19 protein-coding genes are annotated in these 25,818 nt (G+C 70.7%); 8 read left to right on the top strand and 11 right to left on the bottom strand.

The annotated features are described in order from the left end of the window. The first annotated feature begins 12 nt into the window (after nt 1-12). From ABCU91_RS00700 to ABCU91_RS00690, 3 genes are all read left to right on the top strand, one after another. Complete coding sequence (locus tag ABCU91_RS00700) at nt 13-750, top strand: FadR/GntR family transcriptional regulator (protein ID WP_413354362.1); 738 nt, start codon at nt 13-15, stop codon at nt 748-750. A gap of 122 nt (nt 751-872) precedes the next feature. Further along, complete coding sequence (locus tag ABCU91_RS00695) at nt 873-2,735, top strand: glycoside hydrolase family 3 protein (protein WP_413354361.1); 1,863 nt, start codon at nt 873-875, stop codon at nt 2,733-2,735. Continuing rightward, on the top strand, nt 2,728-3,303 hold the full coding sequence (locus ABCU91_RS00690) for a TetR/AcrR family transcriptional regulator (protein ID WP_413354360.1): 576 nt from the start codon (nt 2,728-2,730) through the stop codon (nt 3,301-3,303). The genes ABCU91_RS00695 and ABCU91_RS00690 overlap by 8 nt, the downstream gene beginning before the upstream one ends. On the opposite strand, the gene ABCU91_RS00685 is transcribed toward ABCU91_RS00690, so the two are convergent. The 8 genes from ABCU91_RS00685 to ABCU91_RS00650 form a co-directional block, all read right to left on the bottom strand. Next, entirely contained in the window at nt 3,287-5,059 is a 1,773-nt protein-coding gene (locus ABCU91_RS00685; protein WP_413354359.1) for a DUF5605 domain-containing protein, read from the bottom strand. The genes ABCU91_RS00690 and ABCU91_RS00685 overlap by 17 nt on opposite strands. Before the next feature lie 18 nt (nt 5,060-5,077). Beyond that, complete coding sequence (locus ABCU91_RS00680) at nt 5,078-7,855, bottom strand: family 78 glycoside hydrolase catalytic domain (RefSeq protein ID WP_413354358.1); 2,778 nt, start codon at nt 7,853-7,855, stop codon at nt 5,078-5,080. Nucleotides 7,856-7,871: 16 nt separating this feature from the next. Next, the gene (locus ABCU91_RS00675) at nt 7,872-8,984 is read right to left on the bottom strand and encodes a serine hydrolase domain-containing protein (protein WP_413354357.1); all 1,113 of its coding nucleotides are present in this window, start codon (nt 8,982-8,984) and stop codon (nt 7,872-7,874) included. Beyond that, on the bottom strand, nt 8,981-11,389 hold the full coding sequence (locus tag ABCU91_RS00670; RefSeq protein ID WP_413354356.1) for a beta-glucosidase H: 2,409 nt from the start codon (nt 11,387-11,389) through the stop codon (nt 8,981-8,983). Before ABCU91_RS00670 ends, ABCU91_RS00675 begins: the two co-directional genes overlap by 4 nt. A gap of 75 nt (nt 11,390-11,464) precedes the next feature. Continuing rightward, nucleotides 11,465-12,322, bottom strand: coding sequence for an ATP-binding cassette domain-containing protein (locus ABCU91_RS00665; RefSeq protein WP_413354355.1), 858 nt, complete (start codon nt 12,320-12,322; stop codon nt 11,465-11,467). Continuing rightward, nucleotides 12,319-14,202, bottom strand: a complete 1,884-nt coding sequence (locus ABCU91_RS00660) for a dipeptide/oligopeptide/nickel ABC transporter permease/ATP-binding protein (RefSeq protein ID WP_413354354.1) — start codon at nt 14,200-14,202, stop codon at nt 12,319-12,321. The genes ABCU91_RS00665 and ABCU91_RS00660 overlap by 4 nt, the downstream gene beginning before the upstream one ends. Then, a complete protein-coding gene (locus tag ABCU91_RS00655; protein ID WP_091359750.1) occupies nt 14,199-15,140 on the bottom strand; it encodes an ABC transporter permease in 942 nt (313 codons plus the stop codon). The genes ABCU91_RS00660 and ABCU91_RS00655 overlap by 4 nt, the downstream gene beginning before the upstream one ends. Nucleotides 15,141-15,200: 60 nt before the next feature. Next, complete coding sequence (locus tag ABCU91_RS00650; RefSeq protein ID WP_240741299.1) at nt 15,201-16,733, bottom strand: ABC transporter substrate-binding protein; 1,533 nt, start codon at nt 16,731-16,733, stop codon at nt 15,201-15,203. Nucleotides 16,734-16,914: 181 nt separating this feature from the next. Between ABCU91_RS00650 and ABCU91_RS00645 the strand changes: the two genes are divergently transcribed. Further along, nucleotides 16,915-17,583 carry a TetR/AcrR family transcriptional regulator gene (locus tag ABCU91_RS00645; RefSeq protein WP_240741300.1) on the top strand — a complete coding sequence of 223 codons (669 nt, stop codon included), beginning with the start codon at nt 16,915-16,917 and terminating at the stop codon, nt 17,581-17,583. Next, nucleotides 17,580-19,991 carry a glycoside hydrolase family 2 TIM barrel-domain containing protein gene (locus ABCU91_RS00640; protein ID WP_413354353.1) on the top strand — a complete coding sequence of 804 codons (2,412 nt, stop codon included), beginning with the start codon at nt 17,580-17,582 and terminating at the stop codon, nt 19,989-19,991. The genes ABCU91_RS00645 and ABCU91_RS00640 overlap by 4 nt, the downstream gene beginning before the upstream one ends. 118 nt (nt 19,992-20,109) lie before the next feature. On the opposite strand, the gene ABCU91_RS00635 is transcribed toward ABCU91_RS00640, so the two are convergent. Both ABCU91_RS00635 and ABCU91_RS00630 read right to left on the bottom strand, forming a co-directional pair. After that, nucleotides 20,110-21,474: an MFS transporter gene (locus tag ABCU91_RS00635; RefSeq protein ID WP_413354352.1), complete on the bottom strand. Its 1,365-nt coding sequence runs from the start codon at nt 21,472-21,474 to the stop codon at nt 20,110-20,112. Beyond that, nucleotides 21,471-21,917 (bottom strand): MarR family winged helix-turn-helix transcriptional regulator, encoded by a 447-nt coding sequence (locus ABCU91_RS00630; protein WP_133399231.1) that lies wholly within the window; start codon nt 21,915-21,917, stop codon nt 21,471-21,473. The genes ABCU91_RS00635 and ABCU91_RS00630 overlap by 4 nt, the downstream gene beginning before the upstream one ends. A gap of 83 nt (nt 21,918-22,000) precedes the next feature. Here ABCU91_RS00630 and ABCU91_RS00625 point away from each other — a divergent pair, with 83 nt between their 5' ends. Genes ABCU91_RS00625 through ABCU91_RS00615 form a run of 3 tightly spaced genes read left to right on the top strand, consistent with a single transcriptional unit; the run spans nt 22,001 to nt 24,901 of the window. Then, nucleotides 22,001-22,903 carry an alpha/beta fold hydrolase gene (locus ABCU91_RS00625; protein WP_133399232.1) on the top strand — a complete coding sequence of 301 codons (903 nt, stop codon included), beginning with the start codon at nt 22,001-22,003 and terminating at the stop codon, nt 22,901-22,903. 4 nt (nt 22,904-22,907) lie between these two features. After that, a complete protein-coding gene (locus tag ABCU91_RS00620; protein ID WP_091356814.1) occupies nt 22,908-23,957 on the top strand; it encodes a biotin/lipoate A/B protein ligase family protein in 1,050 nt (349 codons plus the stop codon). Further along, entirely contained in the window at nt 23,954-24,901 is a 948-nt protein-coding gene (locus ABCU91_RS00615; RefSeq protein WP_413354351.1) for a DNA-methyltransferase, read from the top strand. The genes ABCU91_RS00620 and ABCU91_RS00615 overlap by 4 nt, the downstream gene beginning before the upstream one ends. A 24-nt stretch (nt 24,902-24,925) precedes the next feature. On the opposite strand, the gene ABCU91_RS00610 is transcribed toward ABCU91_RS00615, so the two are convergent. After that, entirely contained in the window at nt 24,926-25,762 is an 837-nt protein-coding gene (locus ABCU91_RS00610) for an alpha/beta fold hydrolase (RefSeq protein WP_091356807.1), read from the bottom strand. Between the last annotated feature and the right edge of the window lie 56 nt (nt 25,763-25,818).

Below are 25,818 nucleotides of genomic sequence, written 5' to 3'. Positions count from 1 at the left end.
TATCTTGATCCCGTGCCCGCTTATCCGTCCGACCGCTCCGCCGACATCGCGGCGTCCCTCGGGGTGCTGCCCTCCGGCACGCCGGTCTCGGAAGTCGCGCGTCGGCTCATGGACCTCTTCACGAGCGGAGACCTCGAGCCCGGCACGCGCCTGCCTCCCGAGCGTCAGCTCTCGGTCACGCTCGGCGTCGGCCGCTCAGCCGTGCGCGAGGCACTCGCCGCCCTCGAGATCCTCGGCATCGTCGACGTCCGGCCCGGCTCGGGCACCTACCTTCGCGGGACGGCGAGTGACCTGCTGCCGCAGACCCTGCGCTGGGGCCTGCTGATCGGACGGCGCAGCACCGACGATCTGCTCGACGTCCGCTCGGGACTCGAGATCTACTGCGCCCGCCTCGCCGCGTCGCGGGCGGATTCCGACGACATCTCGCGCCTGGCCGATTCGCTCGCCCGCATGAGGGCCGCCGATGCGGACCTCGCCGCCTTCGCACGAGCGGATGCCGCCTTCCACGACGCGCTCGCCCGCGCCGCCGGCAACGCCGCGCTCGTCGACCTGCTGCACGTGGTGCGCTCGCTCCTGCAGGTCTACGCCGACCGAGCCGTGCACGACGCCGCCGCCGCGCGTCTGGCGATCGCCGAGCACGACGCGGTGTTCCGCGCGGTCGAGGCGAAGGACGAGGATGCCGCGGCGTCCGCGATGGCCACGCACATGGCGACCGCGGCCGCGCGTCTGGCCTCGTCGACCGAGGGCTGACCCCGGCCAATCCCCGGATCCGCGGCCACAGCCTCGTTGCGAAAACCACTGAACGTTATTTAGTCTTTGGGCACCGGGGCCACCAGGACCCGCCCGCCACGACGACGTCGCAGGAGACCGCAGTGACCGCATCCTTTTCCACCGCCCCCGACGGCGCGCGCTACCGCGATCTGAACCGCAACGGGGTGATGGACCCGTACGAGGATCCGCGCCTGCCGGTCGCGGAGCGCGTCGCCGACCTCGTCTCGAGACTCTCCCTCGAGGAGAAGGCGGGGCTGATGATCCAGACGATCGTCCCGACGACGACCGACGGCGAGGTCGACGGGCCGTCTACGATGCCCGGGCGCACCGCGGCGCGCGAGTTCATCGAGGGCATGCACGTCACGCACCTGAACATCCACCAGATCCCCGATCCGCGCGCCATGGCCCGGTGGGTGAACGGGCTGCAACGCGTGGCCGCCGCATCGGGCCACGGCATCCCGGTCACCATCTCGACCGACCCGCGTCACTCCTTCACCGAGAACGTGGGGGCGTCGTTCACGGCCGGTCACCTCTCGGCCTGGCCCGAGCCCCTTGGACTCGGCGCGCTCGCCGACCCGGGCTTCGTGCGGGAGTTCGCCGACATCGCGCGGCGCGAGTACCTGGCCGTCGGCATCCGCTCGGCACTCCACCCGATGCTCGACGTCGCGACCGAACCGCGTTGGCCGCGTCAGTACGGCACGTTCGGTCAGGATGCCGAGCTCGTCGGACGTCTGGGGGTCGCCTACGTCGACGGATTCGAGGGCGACCGGCTGACGGCGGCGAGCGTCGCGTGCATGGCCAAGCACTTCCCCGGTGGCGGGCCTGAGAAGGACGGTGAGGACCCCCACTTCCCCTACGGCACCGACCAGGTGTACCCCGGCGGGATGTTCGAGTACCACCTCGAACCGTTCCGCCGTGTGATCGACCGGGGTGTCTCGGCGATCATGCCGTCGTACGGGATCCCCCGCGGGGTGGTCCTCGACGGAGAGCCCGTCGAGGAGGTCGCCTTCGGCTTCAACCACCAGATCATCACGGGCCTGCTGCGCGAGAAGCTCGGCTTCACCGGCGTCGTCTGCACCGACTGGGGGCTCATCACCGAGTCGCGCCTCATGGGCAAGGTGCTGCCGCCGCGGTCGTGGGGCGTCGAGCACCTCAGCGAGATCGAGCGCGTCCGCAAGGCCCTCGACGCCGGCGTCGACCAGTTCGGCGGCGAGGACGACCCGGCGCTCGTGCTCGAGCTCGTGCGCTCCGGAGCCGTTCCGGAGTCCCGCCTCGACGTCTCGGTCGCGCGCCTTCTGACCGTCAAGTTCGAGCTCGGCCTCTTCGACGACCCGTTCGTCGACGAGGATGCCGCGGGTGAGATCGTCGGCAGCGCCGAGTTCCGCGCGGCGGGGGACCGGGCGCAGTCGCGCTCGGCCGTGATCCTGCCCGGCGGGGCGGGGGAGGTCGCATCCGTCCTTCCCCTTCGTCCGGGAACGGCGGTGCATGCCCCCGAGGTGTCCGACGACGCGATCCGCGATGCGGGATTGGTGCCGACGGCGGATGCCGCCAGCGCCGACGTCAGCCTCGTGCGGCTGCAGCCGCCGTTCGAGCCGCGCGACGAGTACATGCTCGAGGCGCACTTCCACGCCGGCTCGCTCGCCTTCGACGAGGCACTCGTGGCAGGGGTTGCCGAGGTCGCCGCGGCGACACCGACCATCGTCACCGTGCACCTCGAACGGCCCGCGCTGCTCGAGCCGGTCGCGGCGCACGCGCACGCCGTCGTGGCGACGTTCGGGGCCTCGGAGGCGGCGCTCCTCGATGTGCTCACCGGGCGGGTGACGGCGGCGGGACGACTGCCCTTCGAGATCCCCCGCGACGAGGCGGCCGTCCTCGCCGGGCACTCCGACGTCCCCGGTGGGACGGCCGATCCGGTGTACGAAGCCGGAACTCCGTCGATCGTGGTGACGCCCGCCGATGCGTGAACGCCGGAACTCCGCGCAGGGGCGCGAGAGTCGTGAGCTGATCCTCGAGACCGCCCTCGAGGTCATCGGGCGGCGCGGGTTCGGGGCCACCTCGCTGCGCGACATCGCTGCCGAGGTGGGCATGACGCAGGCCGGCATGCTCCACCATTTCGGCACGAAGGAGAACCTGCTCGTCGAGGTGCTGCGGGAGCGAGACGCCGCGACCCGCGAAGCCCTCGCCGAGCAGGCCGGCGCCGAACCGCCGTCGGTGCGGGTCGCGCGGCGCAACGCCGAGTCGCCCGCGCTCGTGCACCTGTACACGAACCTGCAGGTCGCGGCATCCGCCCCCGATCACCCCGCCCGCGCCTTCTTCGAGGAGCGTCAGCTGAGCGTTCACGCCGTCGTGGCAGCCGATGTCCGGGCGCGCCAGGAGGCGGGCGGTGTGGCAGCCGGGCTCGACGCCGACATGGCCGCGACGGTCCTGCTCGCCCTCTCGGACGGCCTGCAGCTGCAGCAGGGCGTCGACCCGACGATCGACATCGCCGAGGTACTCGCCTGGACGTGGGACTCGCTCAGTCGACGCGCGTGACGCGGATAGCCATGAACTGCCGTCCCGGCAGCTCGACGCGCACCTGACCGCGGTGCATCCCCGGCAGCTCCTCGACGGACATCCCCCACGTGTCGATGACCTCGACGCGCCATTCGCCCTCGTCGAGGATGACGTTCCGGAACCGCGGCCGGTTGAAGCCGAAGTAACCCACCTTCACTCGGCCGGCGACGCCGCCCCACGGGACGTCCCAATCGCCCGGCAGCGGGTCCCAGACACCGTCCGGCGCTTCGGCCTGCAGCTGCTCGAGGAAGGCGATCCGTGCCGGCGACGAGCCGTGCAGTGCGCCGCCTTTAGACCACCACAGCACCTCGTCGTCATCGCCGACGGATGCCGCGCCTCCGAGCGCGGGCGGATAGTAGGTCTCACCGTGGCCGACGTAGCCGCCGCGGACGGCTCCCTCCCAGAACCGGCGGGTCATCTCCTCGCCGGTGATGTTGCCCCAGCCCTGGTCTATATCGCCCTCGTACGCGCACTCGTCGATGACGACGGGCTTGCCCCACTCCTCGCGCCACTGGTCGGTGTTCTCCGCGGTGCGGTACACGTCGACCCGCTGGATGCTGACGTGCGTGATCCACGGCTTGGCGTAGTCGTAGACGGGGCGGCAGTTGTGGATCGAGTTGAGGTGGCCGAAGGCATCCTCTTCTCCCACGACGGCGGCGAGCCGCTCCCAGTCGTCGAGGTCCTTCGACCACAGCAGGTCGTACTCGTTCGCCATCGACCACCAGACGTTCGCGAATCCCGACAGGCGTCGCACGACGTACCGGAGGTACCGCTCGTCGACGGCGGGCCCGAGGTCGGCGAAGCCCCACCGGTCGTAGGCGTGGAAGAGGATGAGGTCCGCTTGGATGCCGAGGGCCGCCAGGTCCGCGATGCGCTGCTCCAGGCGTCGGAAATGCGCGGGGTCGAACCGGGTGTGGTCGAAACCGCCCTCGAGGGTGCCGACGAACGGGAAGTCGGCCGGTTCGTTGGCGTTGTAGAGATACGACTTCGGGAAGACGCACATGCGCAGCTTCACGAAGGGGCCCTCGGCAAGGGTCTCGAGCGTCTTCTGCTGGAGTTCCTCGGGCTGGTGGGTCCATGCGTAGGCGGTCGTGCCGACCGGGCGGTGGCGGGTGCCGTCGGCGTGCTGGAAGTGCAGACCGTCGACGCCCACCGGTCCGTGCGAGCCCTCGCGGGCGGCGACCACCTCGACGGTGCCGGTGAGACCGTCGAGCGACCGCGCGGTCGAGCGGGTCTCGAAGGTCCACGTGCCGATCGTGTCGGCGAGGGCGCGGACGACGTAGACGCCGTCGCCGTCGTAGAAACCGCCCACGCGGATCTCCTCGCCGCCCCGGCGGAAGACGGCGTCGAGCTCGACGTCGACGAACGGGTTGCCGTGCGAGGGCCCGGCGATGCGCACCTCGAGCGGGTCCCACAGCGGCGTCGGCGCCGGGAGGGCGACCTCCGCCGAGGCGCGGGGGACATTGTCGCCCTCGTAGGCCCCGTCGGGGTCGATCGCGGGTGCGTACGGGGGGCGCCCGCCCCCGGACCCCACCTCTGCGAGCGCGGCGAAGAACCTCTCCCGCTCCTCCAGGTCCTCGAGGGCGGGGACGATCGCGACGAGCTGGCCGAGGCGGCCGTTCCGGAACTGCGTCGCCATCGGCGAGGCGGCGACGCCGGGAAGGTACCGCTCGAGGATCGCGCGGGCGTCCGGATCGTCGAGTGCCTCGCCGAAGGTGCTGGCGCGGTCGAACATGGTGTCTCCTCGGGTGGGTCAGGCGGATGACGTCGCGCGCCGGATCGCGTCGTCGACGGCCGCGAGCAGGTCGGGCGGGGTGAACATGAGCGCGGTCGTGACGGGGCGCCCGGCGCCCCAGCGGGTCTCGGCCCGCACCGCCTCTGCCCGGTCGGGGTCGGCGGCGGCGACCGTGTCGACGAGCGCGGCGTAGGCGCGGGGGTCGTCGATGACATCGGCGAGCGACGCGTGCAACCCGTCCAGTGCGGGGCGCGGGGGAGTGGCATCGGCTGCGAAGCGCCATTCGTGGCGACCCGATCCGACCTCGTCCGGTGCGCCCGGCACGTCGACCTCGGCGGTCGTGTTCGCCGGCACGACCGCAGTCACCACGATTTCGTCGCCGTCGCGACGCCACGAGACCGACGCCTCGCCGTAGGGGGTGAGGTGGCGGGCCGACGCGGACGACAGCGTTTCGAGCGGCTGAGGTGCGATGCGCAGCCGTCGGTAGCCCGGAGCGGCAGGCGCGAGGCCGGCGACCGTCCGGTGCAGCCAATCGGCGACGGCGCCCAGCGCGTAGTGGTTGAACGAGGTCATCTCGCCCGGGTTCACGGTGCCGTCGGGCAGAAGCGAGTCCCACCGCTCCCACACCGTGGTCGCGCCCTGCGTCACGGGGTAGAGCCACGACGGGCACTCCGTCTGCGTCAGCAGGCGCTCGGCCGCGGCGAGGTGGCCGCCGCGCGTCAGCGCGTCGGCGACCAGGGGCGTCCCGACGAACCCGGTGCCGATGCGGTACCCGCCCTCGCGGACGAGGGCCGCGAGACGGTCCGCCAGCGCGGCACGCACCTCGGGATCGGTCACGAGATCGAACTCGAGCGCGAGGGCGTACGCGGTGGGCGCGTCGCTCATCATGCGTCCCGCGGGCGTGACGTACTCGTCGACGAACGCCCGACGGCTGCGCTCGGCGAGCGTGCCGTAGTGCGCGGCATCCGTCTCCAGTCCGAGCAGCCGCGCAGCATCGGCGACCTGTCGGAGGGAGCGGGCGTAATACGCCGACGCGACGATGTCGCTGTCGACCTTCGCGTGCCCGGGCTTGTCCGGCGGCGCGGCGGGGTCGAGCCAGTCGCCGAGCTGCATGCGACCCGCCCACAGACCGCCCTCGCCCGCGTCGCGGCCCACGGCATTCACCCAGGTCCGCATGCTCTCGTACTGCGCGGCGACGACGACGCGATCGCCGAAGCGCTCGTGCAGGACGGTGGGGACGACGGTTGCGGCGTCACCCCAGGCCGCGGGCGAGGCGCCGCCGGCGAACCCCGTGAGGGCCGAGGGGACGACGACGGGAACCGACCCGTCGTCGCGCGCCTGCTCGTGGGCGAGGTCCCGCAGCCATGAGGTGAGGAACCCGGCGCAGTCGTAGAGGAACGAGGCCGTCGGAGTGAACACCTGGATGTCGCCCGTCCAGCCCAGCCGCTCATCGCGCTGCGGGCAGTCGGTCGGGATCGACAGGAAGTTGCCGCGCATGCCCCACACGACGTTCTCGTGCAGGCGCTCGATGAGCGGATCGGATGCCGAGAACCACCCGGTCCGCGTCATGTCGGTGTGGAGGACCACGGCCTCGACGTCGGCGGGGTCGACGTCGGCGCCGGTGATCTCGGCATAGCGGAAGCCGTAGAAGCTGAAGCGCGACTCGAGGACGTCGTCGCCCCCGGAGAGATCGAAGGTCGCCGTCGCGACGGCGTTGCGGAGGGGGCGGAGGGAGAGCTCACCGTCCTCGAGAACCTCCGCGTGCCGGATCGTCACGCGGGCGCCCGCGTCGCCGCGGAGCCGCACCCGCAGCCTGCCCACGAGGTTCTGCCCGAAGTCGAGAATCGTGCCGCCCGAAGGGGTCGCCAGCACGTCCGCGACGGGGAGGGTCTCGATCCGCCGGACGGGCGGAGCGATCCGGGCCTCGGGGACGGGGACCGTCTCGTACCTCGGGAGGGCCGCAGCCCCGACCCGGACGGGACGGAACTCCGCGGCCGTGAGTCGGAGGTCCTGGTGCTCGCCCGCGTAGATGCCGCTGTCGACGACGGCGCACTGCGCGGCGGCCTCCCACCCGTCGCCGGTCGCGGCGACCGTGGTGGTCGTGCCGTCGTCGAAGGTGACGCGCAGCTGCGCGAGGAAGGACGGCTGCGTCCCGTAGAGCCGGGCGGCGAACGCGAAGAAGCCGTACTTCTCGGTGTACCAGGCGCCGGCGAGGGTCGCGGACAGCTCGTTCTCCCCCTCGCGGACGAGCTCGGTCACGTCGACCGTCTCGTGGACGAGCCGGTCGCGGTAGGCGGTCCACCCGGGAGAGAGGACGTCCTCCGACACCGGCGTCCCGTTCACCTCGGGTTCGGCGACGCCGAGGGCGGTCCAGAAGAGGAGGGCGCGGGTGACCGGGCGGCCGAGCCGGAACCGCGTCTTCACGACGGTGGGCATCGCCTCGCGGGCGGGGTCTGCGAGCCCGACGGGCTGCGCGACCCACTCGCCGGCAGCCAGGAAGCCCGCCGCGAGTTCGTAGCCGTCGGACCAGTCGGTCCAGGTGCCGGATGCCGCCTGTGCCCGCACGCGGATGGTGCGGCGGTCGCCGGGTTCCAGCGGCGCGAACGGCCACGCGACGAGCGCGCTGTCGGCGCCGTCGAGCGTGACGGTGTCGCTACCGTCCGTGACTTCGGCGCGCGCCTGGATCCAGTTCGCTTGGTCGGTCGCGACGATCCAGCTCAGGCGCGGCTCGGCCGTCGCGACGAACGGGCTGTCGCTGCGGAGCTCGGCGCGCAGACTGTCGATGCGGGCATTCACGGGATGTCCTCCGAGGTCAGTTCAGCAGGCGGCCGATGTCGGCCGCCAGGGCGACGGCGCGCGGATCGGCACCGCCGGGCCAGGGGCCGCGAGCGATCGTCCACGCGAACGAGACACCGGTGTCGGGGTCGACGCAGGCGAGGGCGCCCGCCGCGCCGTCGTGGCCGAAGGCGCGAGGCCCGCCGAACGACAGCTGCTGCGACGGCTTCTGGAACACGATCGCGTGGGCGCGGTCGTGCTGATGGAGGACCTCGTCGTACCCGCGGATCTGCTGCTGCCCGATCTGCTCGACGGTGTCGGCGGAGAGGAACGGCTGCCCGCCGTCGACACCCGTCACCGCGGCGGCCATCAGACGAGCGAGCCCTCGGGCGCTGCCGGCGCCGCTGCCGGCCGGGTGGCCGTACCGCCAGCTCCGCGGCGAGTTGCCGAGGTCGACGTCGCCCGCCATCGAGCCGAACACGAGCGGGCCGAGAGCCGAGTACGACCGGACGAGGGTGTCCGAGACGGGCTGGATCATCGACAGCACGTCCGCGCGGCGATCCTCGTGCTCCGGGGGCAGCCCGAGGTAGAAATCCACCTCGTGCGGTGCGCGGATCTCCTGCTCGTAGAACTCGTGCAGGGTGCGTCCGGTGACCCGGAAGACGAGCTCGTCCCCGAGCGCCCCGATGGTGATCGCGTGGTACCCGAACGCGCTGCCGGGGTGCCAGAAGGGCCGGGATGCCGCGAGTCGATCGGCGGCGGCGTGATGGTCGAGCAGCTCGTCCCACGTGAGGACCGTGTCGGCCTGGGGGAGGCCCGCCTGGTGCGAGAGCAGCTGACGGACCGTGACGGCGCCCTTGCCCTTCGCGGCGAACTCCGGCCAGTAGGTCGCGACGCGCTCGTCGAGGTCGAGCTCGCCGCGTTCGATCAACAGGCCCACGGCGAGGCCGATCGTGTTCTTCGTCACCGAGTACGGCACGATGACGGAGTCCCGGCCGAGGTGCGGCCCGCCCCAGGCATCCAGCACGACCTCGCCCCGGTGACGTGCGGCGATCTGGAACGAGAGGTCGGGGTCGGCCGCGAGCCAGCTGTCGAGTCGCTCGGCGATGCCGGTGAGGCGGTCGTCGACAGTCCCCTCGAGAAGCGTCACGCGCCGACCTCCCAGTCGGCGGCGAGCGGAAGATCGGCGACCGATGCGCCGACGCGCAGCGTGAACGTGCCCGGCTCGATCTGCCAGCCGTCCGCCCAGTACGCGAAGCGGCGCTGCGGCAGGGCGATCGAGGCGGTCGCGGTGGCCCCGGCATCCGCTCTGACGACGGCGTGCCCCACGAGCCAGCGCACCGGCCGGTCGACCGCGGAGTCGGCACGCTCGGCGTAGACCTGGACGACCTGTTTGCCGGCGCGCTCGCCGGTGTTGCGGAGCGTGACCTCGATCCGCTCGCCGTCGCGGGTCGCGGCATCCCACTCCCACGAGGTGTAGCCGAGGCCGTGTCCGAAGGGGAAGGCGGGTTCGGCGCCCGAGCGCAGCCAGGCGCGGTAGCCGACGTGGATGCCCTCGGCGTACGTCAGCACGCCGTCTTCCGGGGTCACCTGGGTGACAGGCACGTCGGCGAGTGCGGCCGGCCACGTGGTGGGCAGGCGCCCGCCGGGCTCGGCGGCGCCGGTGAGGACGTCAGCGATGGCGTGACCGAACTCCTGCCCGCCGAAGTAGCCCTGCACGATCGCCCCGACCTCGTCCGCCCACGGCAGGACGACGGGCGAGCCCGCATTGACGACGACGATCACGGGCGTCCCGGTCGCAGCGACCGCGCGCACCAGGTCGTCCTGGCGGCCCGGCAGGTCGAGATCGGTGCGATCGTAGCCCTCGGACTCGACCTTCGCGTTCGTGCCGACCACGACGATCGCGACCTCCGCGGCGCGGGCGGCGTCGGCGGCCCGCGCGATGAGCTCAGCGGGGTCGGTCCGCTCGGGAGCGATGCCGACCGTCGCCGACATGGCGCCCGCGAGCGCGCCCGCGTCGGCGGGGACGAACTCGACGCGGACGTCGATCGGGATGCCGCTCCGCACGGCGACCGCCGCGGTGAGGGATGGCGGGTTGAGGAAGGCGGCGCCGAGATCGGTGCCCTCGACGACGGGGGAGTCGTCGAGGAGCAGCTCGCCCCCAACGTAGAGGCGGGCGGGGTTCGCGCCGGCGAAGCCGAGCTCGACCGTACCCGTCGCCTCGGGCGTGTAGCGGGTCTCGAAGACGACGGTGCGGCTCGCGGCGATCGGGGCATCGCCACCGAACCACACGAGTGCACTGGCCCGCCGATCCTCGGTGAACAGCTCCTCGCCGTCTTCGCCGAGGAAGGTCACGCGCAGCCCCGGTTCGCCCGTGACGGGGTTCGTCATGCGGTCGAGGGCGAGCTCGGCGACGCCCTCCTGCACGACCGCGCCGATCTCGTAGACGACGTCGGCGTGGGGCAGTGCCTCGCGGATGCCGTCGAGCGGCGACACCGTGCGCTCGGGCAGCACCGTGGCCGACCCGCCGCCCTGCGTGCGGGCGTCGCGGGCGTTCTGGCCGATCACCGCGACGCGGCGCAGGCCACCGGCATCCAGCGGCAGCACCTCCTCGTTCTTCAGGAGCACCGTGCCCTCGACGGCGGCCTCGCGGACGAAGGCGACGCCGTCGACCGGCGCGGGCTCGAGCGGGCTCGTCCCTTCGAGGGCGCCGACGCGTTCGGCGAGCAGCAGCAGGCGGAGCACCTTGCGGTCGAGGTCTGTCTCGGCGACGCGACCGTCGCGCACGGCGGCGACGAGGTCGGCCCAGGCGGGAGCCGGTCCCGGCATGGCGAGGTCCTGAGCTGCGGCGACCGCATCGAGCGAACGGACCGCGGTCCAGTCGCTGATGACGACTCCGTCGAAGCCCCACTCGCTGTTCAGCGGCGTCTCGAGCAGGTCGTTCTCGGTCATCGTCACCCCGTCGACGGAGTTGTAGGAGCTCATGATGCTCCACGTCCCGGCGGCGACGGTCGCCTCGAACGGAGCGAGGTAGAGCTCGCGCAGCGCGCGCTCGTCGACCTCCACGTCGACGGTGAAGCGGTCGGTCTCGGAGTCGTTGGCGACGTAGTGCTTGGGGGTCGCGGCGACCCCGTTGTCCTGCAGTCCGCGGACGTACGCCGCGCCGAGCGCCGACGTGAGCTGCGGGTCCTCCGAGAAGCACTCGAAGTGCCGACCGCCGAGCGGGGACCGGTGCAGGTTGATGGTCGGTCCGAGCACGACGTCGACGCCCTTGCGCCGGGCTTCGCTGGCAGCGGCTGCGCCGTACCGGTGCGCCAGTCCCGGATCCCACGACGCGGCCAGCGCCGACCCCGAGGGCATGTTCAGCGACGGGTCGCGCTCGTCCCAGCGGGGGCCGCGGACGCCCGCGGGACCGTCGGAGAGCGTCATGGCCCGCAGCCCGATCTCGGGGAGCGGGACCGTTGTCCAGAAGTCCGCGCCCTGCACGAGGGCCGCCTTCTGCTCGAGAGTCAGCTTCTCGAGAAGGGGACGGAGGTGGTCGGTGGACGCGGTCATGCGATCTCCTGTGATCGGAGGATGAGAAGAGGGGTGGTGGATGCCGGCGCGCGATGTCCGCGCACCGGCATCCGGTCAGGCGGCGCCCGGAACCGACGCGCCGGCCTCGGACGCGAGGAAGGCACGACGCGCGGCGCGGCGCTCCTCCTGCTTGTCGGGGTCCGGCACGGGGGCGGCCATGAAGAGCCGCTGGGTGTAGGGATGCTGCGGTTCGCTCGTCACCCGATCGCCGTCGCCGTACTCGACGATCTCGCCGCGGTACATCACGGCGACGCGATGACTGACGTGACGGACGACGGCGAGGTCATGCGTCACGAACAGGTACGCGACGCCGGTGCGCTCCTGGATCTCGACGAACAGGTCGAGGACGCGCGCCTGCGTCGACAGGTCGAGCGCCGACACCGGTTCGTCGCAGACGATCAGTCGCGGCTCGAGCGCGAGGGCGCGGGCGATCGCGACGCGCTGCCGCTGTCCGCCCGAGAACTCTCGCGGCAGTCGGCTGCGTGCGTCGGAGGGGAGGCCCACCTGGTCGAGCAGATCCCGCACCCGCGTGCGGGCGGTGGCCTTGGCGACCCCCGCCGCAGTGAGCGGCTCGATCAGGATCTCCTCGATCGTCATCGACGGGTTCAGCGACGAGTACGGGTCCTGGAAGACGACCTGGATCTCGGAGGTCAGCGATCGGCGCTGGCGCCGGCTCAGGTGCGAGATGTCGCGACCGTCGTAGGTGATCGTGCCGCCGCTGACGGGCGCGAGTCCGAGGGCGGCGCGACCGAGGGTCGTCTTCCCCGATCCCGATTCGCCGACCAGGCCCACCGTCTCGCCGGGGAGGATGTCGAGCGAGACGCCCTTCAGCGCGCGGAACGGTTCGGCACGGAACCCCTTGCCCGGGTATTCGACGACGAGATCTTTCACCTCGAGCAGCGGAGCGGTCATGCCCGTGCTCCCTTCAGGACGAGCGGACCGCGGGCGGGACCCTCGTCGAGGATCGCGTCCAGCAGTGCTTGGGTGTACGGGTGACGGGCCTGGTGGAAAATGCTTCGCACCGGTCCCTGCTCGACGAACAGACCGTTCTGCATGACGGTGACCCGGTCGCAGAGGTCGGCGACGACGCCGAAGTTGTGCGTGACGAGGAGCATGGCCATGTTGCGCTCGGCCTGCAGGTCGCGCAGCAGGTCGAGGACCTCCGCCTGCACGGTGACGTCGAGCGCCGTGGTCGGCTCGTCAGCGATGATGAGGTCCGGGTCGGTCGAGACCGCCCCGGCGATCAGCACGCGCTGAGCCATGCCGCCCGACACCTCGAACGGGTACGCGTCGAACGTGCGCTTCGGCTGGGGGATGCCGACGCGGGCGAGGAGGTCGAGGGAGCGCTCCGTCGCCTCCTTCTTCGACAGCCCGAGGTGCGCGCGCAGCGGCTCGACCAGCTGGCTGCCGATCGTGAACGACGGGTCGAGGTTGCTCATCGGCTCCTGCGGGATGTACCCGATGCGCTTGCCGCGGATGCCGACGTAGGTGCGCTCGGACGCGTCGGCCAGCTCGGTCCCCTCGTAGAGGATCGATCCGCCCGTGACGTGACCGCCGCGGGGGAGCAGGCCCAGCACGCCGAAGGCGGTCTGGGTCTTCCCCGAGCCGGATTCGCCGATGAGACCGTGCACCTCGCCCTTGCGGATGTCGAACGAGACACCGTGGACGACCTCGATGTGGGAGCCGTCGGGCTGGTCGTACCCGACCCGCAGGTCGCGGACCTCGAGCACCTTCTCCGTCGCCTTGCTGCGGGCGTCCTCGCTGTGACGGATCACGCCCTGGTTCTCGATGACCGGGAGTTCGTCGAGGTCTTCGATCGGCTCACCGCCGCTCATCGAGATCGAGGTGGTCACGGCCGCGACCGAACCGGTCGCGGTCGTGACGGCGCGACGGCGCTTGCGACGCACCGAGACGGTGCGCTCGAGCTCGTCGCGCATGACGTTGGCGAGCAGCGTGAGGGCGATGCAGGTGAGAGCGATCGCGAGCGACGGCCAGATGAGCAGGAGCGGCGTGCGAGCGATGTTCTTGAAGCCGTCGTTGAGCATCGAGCCCCACGTGGGGACCTTGACGTCGCCGAGGCCGAGGAACTCGAGCCCGGACTGGATCGCGAGGGCGATGCCCGCGATGATCGCGGCCTGGATGATGATCGGTGCCCGGACGACCGAGAGGACGTGGCGGCCGATGATCCGCGCGTCGCTGAGGCCCGAGACGCGGGCCGCGTCGACGTACAGCTCGCCGCGCACGGCGGTGACCGCGGCGTAGACGAGTCGGAAGAACGACGGCGCGAGCAGGATGCCGAAGATGAACATCGAGATCCAGACCGAGGGGCCGAGGACGGCGCGCGCCGCGAGCAGGATGACGATGCCCGGGAGTGCCATGTTCAGTTCGGTGACCCATGTGGCCACCGCGTTGAACCAGCCCTGGTAGTAGCCGGCGATGAGACCGCTGATGACACCGATCACGATGGCGACGACGACGGCCAGCAGTGCGGCCAGGACACTCGTCTGAGTGGCGACGAGCAGGCGCGACCAGACGTCGCGGCCGCTGCTGTCCGTGCCGAGGAGGTTCGCGCCGCCCGGGGATGCGAGGACGTTCCGGATGTCGGCGTAGTTCGGGTCGAGGGGGGCGATCGCACTGCCGATGACGGCGATGACGGCGATGAGCAGCAGGAACAGCGCGGCTCCGACACCGACGGGGCGCTTGAAGAGTCGTCGCGCGAGGTGCATGCGCACGGGCGCGGCGTTCGCCGGGGCGAGGGGGAGAGCCGGGTTGATGGGAGATGCTTCGCTCACGAGAGCCTCACCTTCGGGTTCAGAGCGGCCTGAGCGAGGTCGATCAGCAGGTTGACGATGACGACGAGGATCGCGAAGGCGATCACGAGCCCCATCACCACGGGGATGTCGCCGAGGGTGGTCGAGCGGACACTGAGCTGTCCCATTCCCGGGATGGAGAAGATCTGCTCGACGACGACCGCGCCGCCGAGGAGGCCCACGAATTGCAGGGCGAGGACCGCGAGCGCGGGGCCGCCGGCGTTGCGCAGCACGTGCTTGTAAATGACGGAGCGCTCGCTGAGGCCTCGGGCGCGGAGGGTGCGGACGTAGTCGCGGGAGGTCGCGTCGATGACCGATCCGCGCACCTGGACCGCGACCGACGCGATCGCGCCGATGGAGAGGGCGATGATCGGCAGTGTGACGGAGGAGACCCAGCCGCTGAACGACGTCGCGATCGGCACGTACCCGGTCGCCTTGAACCAGTGCAGGTTGACCGCGAAGATCAGCACGAGGATGAGGGCGATGAGGAAGCCCGGCACGGCGAAACCGACGAGCGAGAGGATCTGGATCGTCCCGTCCACCGCGCCGCCCCGGCGCGCTGCCCAGACCCCGATGACGATCGCGATGACCGCGGAGATGAGGGTGGCCCCGATGACGAGCGAGAGGGTGACGGCGAGGCGGTTGGTCACGCTCACGCTGACCAGCTCGCCGGTGAACCAGCTGCGACCCAGGTTGCCCGTGAACGCGGACGCGAGCCAGTCGGTGTACTGGGTGAGGAGCGGGCGGTTGAGCCCCAGCTCCTCGGTCTTCTTGGCGACCGTCTCGGCGGTGGCGTTCTCACCGAGGATGCGGCGGGCGATGTCGCCGCCGCCGGCGTAGAGGAGGAGGAACGCGACGGCGGAGATCACCGCGACGAGGACGACGCCGGAGACGACGCGTCTGATGATGAATGACAGCATGATGCCTTCCCGGAGGTGGTCGGCGGGTGGCGGGCCGGAGCCCGCCACCCGCCGGATCGGTCAGTTCTTCGGCGAGAAGTCGAAGATCGACGGGTAGGCGTTGGTCGGCCAGAACTCCAGGTTCGTGTTCGCGTCCGTCGCGAACGATCCCTGGACGCGGTAGAACGGTGCGAACCAGGCCTGGTCGACGATGTACTTGTTGAGCTCCTTGGCGGCGGCCGCAGCCTCGTCCTCGGTCCCGCGCTGGATCGTCTCGATGTAGCCGTCGACCGTGTCGTCCTGGTACTTGAACGGGTTGAACGTCGCGTTCGGCGCGATCATGAAGTTGATCAGCTGCCAGTCGGGGTTCTGCTCCAGTGCCATCCACGTCGCGGGGTACTTCGGGGCGAGCATGTCGGTGATGAAGTTGCCCGTTCCCGGGTCGGTGTAGTTGACGGTGACGCCGATGTCCGACAGCTGCTGGGCCACGAGGTCGAACGTCGTCTGGAAGGCGGGCGTCGACATCATGTTCAGCGTGAAGCCGTTCGGGTACCCGGCCTCGGCGAGGAGGGCCTTCGCCGCATCCGGGTCGTACGGGTAGGTGCTGTCGAGCGCCTCGTCGTAGGCCGCGGACGTGGCGGGGAAGACCTGCTCGGTCACGGTGCCGTATCCGCTCTGCAGGGACTGCAGCAGCGCCTCGCGGTCGAACGCCATGTTGAGTGCCTGTCGCACCTTCACATCGGCGAGCTCGGGCGCCATGGTGCCGGCGCGGTCGAGCAGGAGCAGGCCCTGGAAGTCGAGCTCGTTCGACTCGATGGTCCAGCCGGCGCCCTCGACCTCGGAGATCGTGTTGTTGTCGGCGATCTTGGCGCCGTTGGCCTCGCCCGCCTTGATGGCGTTGAGGATGGCGGTGGTGTCCTCCATCACGTTGATGGTGAGGTTCTCGTATTTGACCGCGTCGGCGTTCCAGTAGTCGGGATTCGCCGTGTAGTTGTAGGTGGTGCCGGTGACGCTCGATGCGGAATCGAGGATGTACGGACCCGAGCCGACGGGCGTGGTGGCCGAGTTCTCGTCGTCGAAGCTCGACGGCGCCTGCACGAGTCCGGGCGCGATCGAGAGGAGGTTCTCGAGCGACGGGTCGGGCGCATCCTGCGTGATCGTGACGGTGGTCGCGTCGGGGGCGGCGAACTCCTTGCCCGCGAGGGTGGCGGCCTGTGGGGAGGTTCCGTCGCGGAAGCGCTCGAGGCTGCCCACGACGGCGTCGGCGTCCACCGCCGTGCCGTCGGTGAAGGTCGCATCGTCGCGCAGGGTGAGGGTCAGGACGGTCTTGTCCTCGTTGTACTCCCACGCCGTGGCGAGGTTCGCCTGGATCTCGCCGGAGGAGTCCTTGCGGAGGAGCGTGTCGAAAACGGCCTCGAAGAACTCGCTGCGGTTGCCCCATTCGGCACCGGCGCCGATGTCGTAGCTCGTCGGTGCGGCGATCGAGATCAGGGTCAGCCGGTCGGCCTTCCCTCCTTCACCGGTGCTGCTCGTCGTGTCTCCACCGGCGCAACCGGTCAGTGCGAGAGCGGCGACGACGGCGACGGCTGCTGTGGCCTTCCATCGGAACATCATTGTCCTCATTTCGGGTGGCGATACCCCTGCGGATCGCTCTGCCGACGGACGCTAGCAGCAATTTCTAGTGGGCACTAGGTTTTCGCGACGAAAATCTAGCCATCGCTAGGTTTTCGTTACCAAACCGTGCAGACTGGCCCCGATGACGGCTCACGGGAGCGGTCTCAGAGAATCGATGGTGATGACGAACACGCAGACGGTCGAGCCCGCGAAGGCGCGACGACGAGGCACCTACGCCAAGACCGAGGCGACGCGACAGGCGATCCTGGACGCCGCTCTGGAGGTCTTCTCGGGGTCCGGGTACCGGGCCGGGTCGCTGCGCGAGATCGCGGTCCGCGTCGGCATGAGCGAGGCGGGACTGCTTCATCATTTCCGCAACAAGAGCGCCCTTCTCGAGGCGGTTCTCGCGGAGAAGGACGACCGCGCGCGCGCCATCGTCCCCACACAGTCCGAGGACGGTGCCGCCGTCCTCCGGGGGCTCGTGGAGCTCGCCGAGTACAACGCGTCGATCCCCGGGGTCGTGGAGCTGTTCGCCACGCTCTCCGCAGAGGCCACCGCCCCCGACCATCCCGCACACGAGTACTTCGTGGGTCGCTACAACTTCACCAGGTCCACGATCGAGCGCGCTCTGGTGAACCTCGAGCGCGACGGACGCCTCCGTCACGGGATGACGCCCCGCCGAGCGGCCATCACGATCATCGCGATGATGGACGGTCTGCAGGTGCAGTGGCTGCTCGACCGCAGCGTCCTCGACATGGCGGAGGAACTGCGCGCCCTGTTCCGTACCTTCGCCGACATCGACTGGTCGGATCCGGCGCCGGAAGCCACCGGCGATGAGGTCGCCCCGTGACGCGCGAGTCGCTGCACGACGGCTGGACCGTGGGGCCGAAACTGGGCCCGTTCGAGGCGCCCGCCGACGGAGCCGGCCCTCGCCTCGTGGTCCTCCCGCACGACGCGCTCCGTGACCTGCCCCGCTCCGCCGACGAGGTCCAGGGGGTCCACTCCGGGTACACACCGGGCGGCGCGTTCGAATACTCCCGCGACCTGGAGGTCCCGCCGTCGTGGCGGGAGAGGACCGTTCGCCTCGAGTTCGAAGGCGTGTACCGCGACGCCGTCGTGTTCCTCAACGGCGAGGTCGTCGTCCATGAATCCAACGGGTACGCCGGCTTCTCCGCCGTCCTCGACCCCTACCTGCGCTTCGGTGAGGTCAACCGCCTCACCGTCGAGGCGCGCGCGCATCGGGACAGTCGCTGGTACAGCGGGGCGGGCATCTACCGGCCCGTCCATCTCGTGGTCACCGACCCGGTCCACATCCCCGTGCACGGCGTGACCGTGACCACCCCCGACATCGACGAAGAGCGTGCCGTCGTGGCCGTCGCGGCCACCGTCCGCAACTCCACGCGTCACACGCGCGAGACACGAGTCGCGTGGACGGTGACGGGACCCACCGGCGAGATCGTGGCATCCGGCGGCTCTCCGGTCACGGTGCTGCCGGGAACGGATGCCGTCGCCCGAGCCCGGCTCATCGTCGACGAGCCGCTCCGGTGGCATCCCGACCATCCGCACCTCTACTCGCTGCAGACGACGGTGACGGATGCCGCAGGTGCCGCGCTCGACGAGGACTCGACGACCTTCGGCATCCGGACCCTTCAGGTGGATGCGCGGAACGGGCTGCGCATCGACGGACGCCCCCTGAAACTGCGCGGCGCCTGCGTGCATCATGACAACGGACCGCTCGGTGCCGCGACGTTCGACGACGCGGAGGATCGCCGGGTCCGACTCCTCAAGGAGGCGGGGTTCAACGCCCTGCGCAGCGCTCACAACCCGATGTCGCGGGCCATGCTCGATGCGTGCGACCGTCACGGCCTCGTCGTCATGGACGAGCTCGCCGACGCCTGGACGCGGTCGAAGGCGCCGCACGATGCGACCATCACCTTCCCTGAGCGGTGGGAGCGCGACGTGGCCGGCCTCGTCGCGAAGGACCGCAATCATCCGAGCGTGATCATGTATTCGATCGGCAACGAGATCCTCGAGCTCGGCACGCCGATCGGGTCGACCTGGAGTCGCCGGCTCGCCGAACGCGTGCGCGACCTCGACCACACCCGGTTCGTGACCAACGGGATCAACGGCATCATCGCGAACCTGCCCCGCATGGCGGAAGCCCGCGAACAGGTCGAGGATGCGAACACGATGATGGCGAACATGGGCGATCAGATGGGGTTGATGAATGCGTCGCCGCTCGTGAGCGCGTCGATCGAGGAGTCGGCCGCCGTCCTCGACGTCGTCGGGTTCAACTACGCCGACTCCCGATACCGGCAGGATGCCGTCGACCACCCGGATCGCGTCATCGTCGGCTCCGAGACGTTCCCCGCGCGCATCGATGTCATGTGGGAGCTCGTTCAGGAGCTGCCCCACGTCATCGGCGATTTCACCTGGACCGGCTGGGACTACCTCGGAGAAGCGGGGATCGGTCGCGTCGACTACACCGACGAGCCCGGGTACGAGCCCACCGGGACGGCCGGTCCCTACCCCTACCGGCTGGCCGAGTCCGGTGACCTCGACATCACCGGGTATCGACGGACGATCTCGTACTACCGCGAGATCGTCTACGGACTGCGTGCCGAACCCTACATCGCTGTGCACCGCCCGCAGCATCACGGTCGGCCGACCGCGACGACCCCGTGGTCGTGGACCGACACCGTGTCGACGTGGAGCTGGGATGCCGCGCACGGCGCCCCGGTGACGGTCGACGTGTACGCAGATGCGGACGAGGTCGAGCTGCTCCTCGACGGGGAGAGTCTCGGCGTGGCCCCCGTCGGCGCCGAGAAGGCTTTCCTCGCGCGGTTCGAGACCGAATTCCACCCGGGCGAGCTCATCGCCGTCGCGCGGCGGGCAGGTCACGAGACCGGACGGCACGTCGTCCGCACCGCTGGCACCCCTCGCCTGCAGGCGCACGCCGACCGCGACGAGGTCGCGGTCGGCGGGCTCGCCTTCGTCGCGATCACCCTCGCGGACGACGCCGGCATCACCGTCGCCGACCGCGACGTGCGGGTCGAGGTCCAGGTCTCGGGTCCCGGGGTACTGGCTGGTTTGGGCTCCGGCCGCGCGAGGACCGAGGAATCGTTCGGGGCGTCCGCGTACACGACCTACGACGGCCGGCTGCTGGCCGTGATCCGGGTCGACGGCCCGGGCGAGGTGGTCGTCACGGCGTCGGCCGACGGTTATGAGATCGCGCGGACAGCGGTGCGCGGAATCTGACGCCGGTCAGCAGCGGCGAGCCGCGGCATCCATCGTCCCCGCCCCGGGGCGCCAATGGTCGCCCCGATCCGCTGTGCGCGGCACGTGAGGTCGCTCGAACCCGACGGAGCCGGCCCGGTCAGCCTCGGCGAGCCGCGGCATCCTTCTCGGCCGCGGGGGTCGCGTCGGGGAGCCGGATCGGCGTCGTCGCGGCGACTTCGTCGCTGAACTCCTCGGGCGCGACGACGCTGATGGGGCGGGTCTCGTCGATCGTCATCGCGAACCGGCGGGTCTCGTGACGGTGGAGGCGGCCGGAGAAGAGCAGCCACCCGCCGCCGACGCAGAACGCGATGAGCGCCGCCGCCGCGCCGAGGAGGATCGCGGCGCGCGGGCCGAACGCGTCGGCGGCCCAGCCCACGATCGGGGCACCGAAGGGCGTCCCGCCCATGAGGATCGCCATGTAGAGGGCGAGGACGCGTCCGCGGAGGGCGGGTTCGGTCGTCGTCTGCACGTATCCGTTCGCCGTCGTGAGCGTCGTGACGGTCGCGAAGCCGATGAGCATGAGGGTCGCGGCGTAGGCGATGTACACGGGCATCGCGGCCGAGAGGACCGACGCGACCGCGAACAGGCCGAGCCCGCCGATCACGAGCCGCAGGCGCGCACGGTCGCGCCGGGCCGCCAGGAGGGCGCCCGCGAGCGACCCGATCGCGAGGATCGAGCTCAGCACGCCGTACCCGTCGGCGTTCTGCCCGAACTCGAGGGCCATGGTCGAGGCGAGGATGGGGAAGTTCATGCCGAAGGCGCCCAAGAGGAACACCATCACGAACGTCACGATGAGGTCGGGCCTGCCCCCCACGTAGCGCAGGCCGTCGGCCATGCGCGCCGCGCTCCGGAGCTTCGGGCGCGGGACGAGCTCGGCGGAGCGGATGAGGCTCAGCGCGATGAGCATCGCGAGGAACGTCAGTGCGTTGACGAGGAACACCCAGCCGGTGCCGACCGCGACGATGACGAGACCCGCGACGGCGGGTCCGATCATGCGGGCGGTGTTGAAGGATGCCGCGTTCAGGGCGACCGCGTTCGAGGCGTTCTCGCGGGCGACGAGGTCGGACACGAACGCCTGCCGAGTCGGGTTGTCGAAGGCGGCCACGATCCCGAGCGCGAACGCGAAGGCGTACATCGTCCAGAGGTTCATGCTGCCGGTGAGCAGGAGGACGCCGATGATGAGGCCGAGCAGCATGAGCGAGCCCTGGGTGAAGAACAGGAGCTTGCGGCGATCGAAGCGGTCCGCCACCAGGCCGGTGACGCCGACGAGGAACAGCGGCGGCGCGAACTGCAGCGCCATCGTGACGCCCATCGCGGTCGCGTCGTTGTCGGTGAGCTGCGTCAGGACGACCCAGCTGAGGGCGGTCGCCTGCATCCACGCGCCCACGTTCGAGACGAGCGCGCCGATGAACCAGACCCGGTAGTTGAACACCGAGAACGAGCGGAACATGGCGGAGCTCATCGGCCGGCCACCTCCTGCATGATCGCGGCGGCGTCGGCGAGCGTCTCGCGCTGGGAGGGGCTGAGCTCCTCGAAGGCGTGCTCGAGCCAGGAGTCGCGGCGACGGACCGTCTCGACGACGACGTCGCGGCCGGATTCGGTGAGGTCGATGACGACTTTTCGGCGATCGTTCTCGTCGGGGGTGCGGCTGAGGTAGCCGAGCTCTTCGAGGCAGTTCACCGTGCGATTCATCGACGGGGCGGAGACGCGCTCACGCTCGGCGAGCTCGCCGAGCGTGTGGGGTCCGTGCACCTTCAGGCCGGCCAGGACGGCGAATTGACCGTCGCTCATGGTGTCGACGGCGCGCTGCGACCGGAGGCGACGCGCGAGGCGGAAGGTCGCCATGCGGAAGTCGGATGCCGCGAGCGCGAGGTCCGTGATCGTGGTCTCGGGTGCGCTGCTCATTTTCGTTAGCCTAACTCATTAGTCTGGCTAACGGCTTGGAGTCGGGCATCCGTCACCCCCGTCGTCGTCCTAGGATTCGAGCCATGCCCGAGTTCATCGATGCACACGGCATCGCGATCGTCTACGACGTCCACCCGGCGCAGGGTGACCCGCGCGGCGTCGTCCAACTCCTCCACGGCGTCGGCGAGCACGCCGGCCGCTACGGCGGGGTGATCACCGCCCTGACCGCCGACGGCTTCACCGTCTACGCCGACGACCACCGCGGCCACGGCCGCACGGGCCTGCGTCAGCACGGCGGCGACCACTCCCGCCTCGGACGCCTCGGCCCCGGCGGCCTGCGCGCCACCGTCGCCGGGCTGCAGCAGTTCACGCGGATCATCCGCGACGAGAACCCCGGCCTGCCGCTCGTGCTCCTCGGTCATTCGTGGGGCTCGTTCCTCGCGCAGAAGCTGCTGAACGCCGATCCGCGCGCCTACGACGCCGTCATCCTCTCGGGGTCGTCCCTCCTGTGGCCCGGCGACCTCAACGCGGCGCCCCTCAACAAACGGTGGGCGGCGGCGGACGCCACAGGGGTCGAATGGCTGTCGACGGATGCCGCGGTCGGCCGCGCGTTCCTCGACGACCCGCTGACGACCATCGTCCCCCTGCCGAAGCTCTTCGGTCCGGTCGACACCCTGCGGCTGATCGGCAAGCCCGCCCGCGACCTCGGCGTCGACGTGCCGGTGCTCCTCATGGTCGGCCGCGACGATCCGGTCGGCGGTCCCCGGAGCGTCCATCGCCTCGCCGACGCGTACCGCACGCGCTCGGGTCTCACCGACGTGACGACCCTCGTCTATCCCGACGCGCGACACGAGATCTTCAACGAGCACTGCGCCCCGGCGGCGCGCGCCGACCTGCTCGCCTGGCTGGGCGCCCGCATCGCGCGGCGGGATGCGGCATCCGTGCCGGACTCTGCAGCCGCATCGTCCGCGGACACGGGAGAATAGGACCATGCACGGCGAGTACAAGGTCCCTGGCGGCAAGCTGGTCGTCGTCGACCTCGAGGTGGAGGACGGCCGCATCGCGGACTTCCATCTCGCGGGCGACTTCTTCCTCGAACCCGACGATGCGCTCGCCGACATCGACGCGGCGGTGACCGGGCTCCCGACCGAGGCCGACGTCGCGACGATCGCCGCCGCCGTCCGCGGGGCGCTCCCCGAGGGCGCGCAGCTGCTCGGGTTCACGCCAGAGGCCGTCGGGACCGCGGTCCGTCGCGCGCTCATCGTCGCGCCCGGGTGGGCGGAGTTCGAGTGGGAGGTCGTCCACGAGAAGGCCGTCTCGCCCGCGATGAACCTCGCCCTCGACGAGGTGCTGACCACCCGCGTCGGCGACGGGCGACGCAACCCGACCCTGCGCATCTGGGAGTGGAACGAGTCCGCCGTCGTCATCGGCTCGTTCCAGTCCTACCGCAACGAGGTCGACCCCGAGGGTGCCGCGAAGCACGGGTTCCAGGTCGTCCGGCGGATCTCGGGCGGCGGCGCGATGATGATGGCCGCGAACTCGATCGTCACCTATTCGCTCTACGTCCCGGCATCCCTCGTCTCGGGGATGACGTTCGCGGACTCCTATGCCTTCCTCGACGACTGGGTGCTGCACGCGCTCCGCTCGCTCGGCATCGACGCGACCTACCAGCCGCTCAACGACATCGCCTCGTCGAAGGGCAAGATCGGCGGCGCCGCGCAGAAGCGACTCGCCAACGGGGGAGTGCTGCACCACGCGACGCTCAGCTACGACATGGACGGCCAGGTGCTGACCGAAGTCCTGCGCATCGGACGAGAGAAGCTCTCCGACAAGGGCACGGCGTCTGCCGCGAAGCGCGTCGATCCGCTCCGCAGCCAGACCGGAATGGCCCGCGCCGACATCATCGAACGCTTCATCGAGACGTTCACCTCGCTCTACGGCGCGAAGGCGGGATCGATCTCGGAGGAGGAGTACGCCGAGGCCGAGGCGCTCGTCGAGTCGAAGTTCTCGACGGACGCCTGGCTGCGCCGCGTCCCGTGACCGTCGAGATCCATCTCGGCGACAACCTCGAGGTCGCCCGGCGCCTGCCGGACGCCTCGTTCGCGCTCGTCTACCTCGACCCGCCGTTCAACACCGGCCGGACGCAGGAGCGGGCGATCGAGTCCGCGGTCCGTATTCAGTCCGATGCGGGTGCCGCACCGCCCGCATCGGCGGATCCCCGACTTCCCGTCCCGGCGCTTGCAGCGGCGGGACTGAATACCGAACACCTCGTGCCCGATCCCGACGCCCCGACGCCACCGGCCGGCCCGGTGAAGGGCGGGTTCCGCGGCACGTCCTACGCCCGCACGCGCGGCGCGCTGAAGCTGTACGACGACCGGTTCGACGACTACTGGGGCTTCCTCGAGCCTCGGCTGCGCGAGGCGTGGCGGCTGCTGCAGGACGACGGCACGCTGTACCTGCACCTCGACTACCGCGAGGCGCATTACGCGAAGGTCATGCTCGACGCCGTCTTCGGCCGGGAGTGCTTCCTCAACGAGCTGATCTGGGCGTACGACTACGGCGCGAAGTCCCGCAAGCGCTGGCCGAGCAAGCACGACACGATCCTCGTCTACGTCAAGGATCCGTCGGCCTACTTCTTCGACTCGGATGCCGTCGACCGAGAGCCGTACATGGCTCCCGGTCTCGTGACGCCCGAGAAGGCGGCGCGCGGCAAGCTGCCGACCGATGTTTGGTGGCACACGATCGTTCCCACTTCCGGGCGGGAGAAGACCGGCTACCCGACGCAGAAGCCCGAGGGCATCCTGCGCCGCATCGTCCAGGCGTCGAGCCGGCCGGGGGACCGGATCCTCGACCTGTTCGCGGGCTCCGGGACGACGGGCGCGGTCGCCGACGCCCTCGGGCGCGACGCCGTGCTCGTCGACCACAGCGCCGACGCGCTCGCCGTCATGCGCGCACGCATCCCCGAGGCGATCGTCGCCGGCTGAGCCCCGGCATCCCCTCGACGCGAGTCAGTCCTGCAGGAACCCCAGCAGCGCGTCGTTGACCTCGGCGCCGTGCGTCCAGAGCAGGCCGTGCGGGGCGCCCTCGATCTCGACGTAGGTCGCCTCGGGCAGCAGCTCGCGGAACTTCCGCGCGGTCGCGTCGATCGGCAGGATGTTGTCGGCCGTGCCGTGCACGATCAGCGCGGGCACGGTGACGGCGGGGATGTCGGCGCGGAAGTCGGTCGGCCACGTCAGGGGAGCGGCGGCGATCGCGGCGTTGCCGGCCTGGTTCGCGACGGCGACCGACGCGTCGACGGCTTCCTGCGAGATCCGGTTCCCGAGGTAGTCGTCGAGGTTGTAGAAGTCCTGGAAGAAGCCGGTCAGGAAGGCGTACCGGTCCTCCGCGACAGCCGCGGCCGTGCCGTCGAAGAACGCCTGGTCGCCGGCGCCGTCGGGGTTCTCATCGGTCTTCAGCAGCCACGGCTCGAGCGAGCCGAGGAAGGCGACCTTCGCGATCCGGTCGGCGCCGTAGCGGGACAGGTAGCGGGCGATCTCGCCGGTGCCCATCGAGAACCCGACGAGCACGGCGTCGGTCAGCTCGAGCTCCTCGACGAGCGCGTGGAGGTCGGCGGCGAAGGTGTCGTAGTCCGAGCCGGAGGCCGTCTTGGTGGATGCCCCGAATCCCCGCCGGTCGTAGGCGATGACCCGGTAGCCGGCGTCGAGCAGGGCGGCCTGCTGCTTGCCCCAGGACTCGCCGTTCAGCGGGAATCCGTGGATCAGCACGACGGGCTGGCCCGATCCCTGATCGGTGTAGAAGATGTCGACGTCGGCCGAGTTCTCGGTCCCCACGGTGATGTACGCCACAGCGGCTCTCCTTCCGGCCGGACCGGTCGTCCGGCGACATCCCCGACGCTACGGTC

The organism is Microbacterium phoenicis (assembly GCF_047302325.1).
Taxonomy (GTDB): domain Bacteria; phylum Actinomycetota; class Actinomycetes; order Actinomycetales; family Microbacteriaceae; genus Microbacterium.
This window is presented reverse-complemented; position numbering and strand designations above follow the sequence as displayed.

Excerpts from the sequence above, each read along its gene's own strand:
- ABCU91_RS00690 (WP_413354360.1), top strand. The coding sequence starts at position 2,728 with ATGCGTGAACGCCGGAACTCCGCGCAGGGGCGCGAGAGTCGTGAGCTG.
- ABCU91_RS00685 (WP_413354359.1), bottom strand. The coding sequence starts at position 5,059 with ATGTTCGACCGCGCCAGCACCTTCGGCGAGGCACTCGACGATCCGGAC.
- ABCU91_RS00670 (WP_413354356.1), bottom strand. The coding sequence starts at position 11,389 with ATGACCGCGTCCACCGACCACCTCCGTCCCCTTCTCGAGAAGCTGACT.
- ABCU91_RS00665 (WP_413354355.1), bottom strand. The coding sequence starts at position 12,322 with ATGACCGCTCCGCTGCTCGAGGTGAAAGATCTCGTCGTCGAATACCCG.
- ABCU91_RS00655 (WP_091359750.1), bottom strand. The coding sequence starts at position 15,140 with ATGCTGTCATTCATCATCAGACGCGTCGTCTCCGGCGTCGTCCTCGTC.
- ABCU91_RS00650 (WP_240741299.1), bottom strand. The coding sequence starts at position 16,733 with ATGATGTTCCGATGGAAGGCCACAGCAGCCGTCGCCGTCGTCGCCGCT.
- ABCU91_RS00645 (WP_240741300.1), top strand. The coding sequence starts at position 16,915 with ATGACGAACACGCAGACGGTCGAGCCCGCGAAGGCGCGACGACGAGGC.
- ABCU91_RS00635 (WP_413354352.1), bottom strand. The coding sequence starts at position 21,474 with ATGAGCTCCGCCATGTTCCGCTCGTTCTCGGTGTTCAACTACCGGGTC.
- ABCU91_RS00630 (WP_133399231.1), bottom strand. The coding sequence starts at position 21,917 with ATGAGCAGCGCACCCGAGACCACGATCACGGACCTCGCGCTCGCGGCA.
- ABCU91_RS00625 (WP_133399232.1), top strand. The coding sequence starts at position 22,001 with ATGCCCGAGTTCATCGATGCACACGGCATCGCGATCGTCTACGACGTC.
- ABCU91_RS00620 (WP_091356814.1), top strand. The coding sequence starts at position 22,908 with ATGCACGGCGAGTACAAGGTCCCTGGCGGCAAGCTGGTCGTCGTCGAC.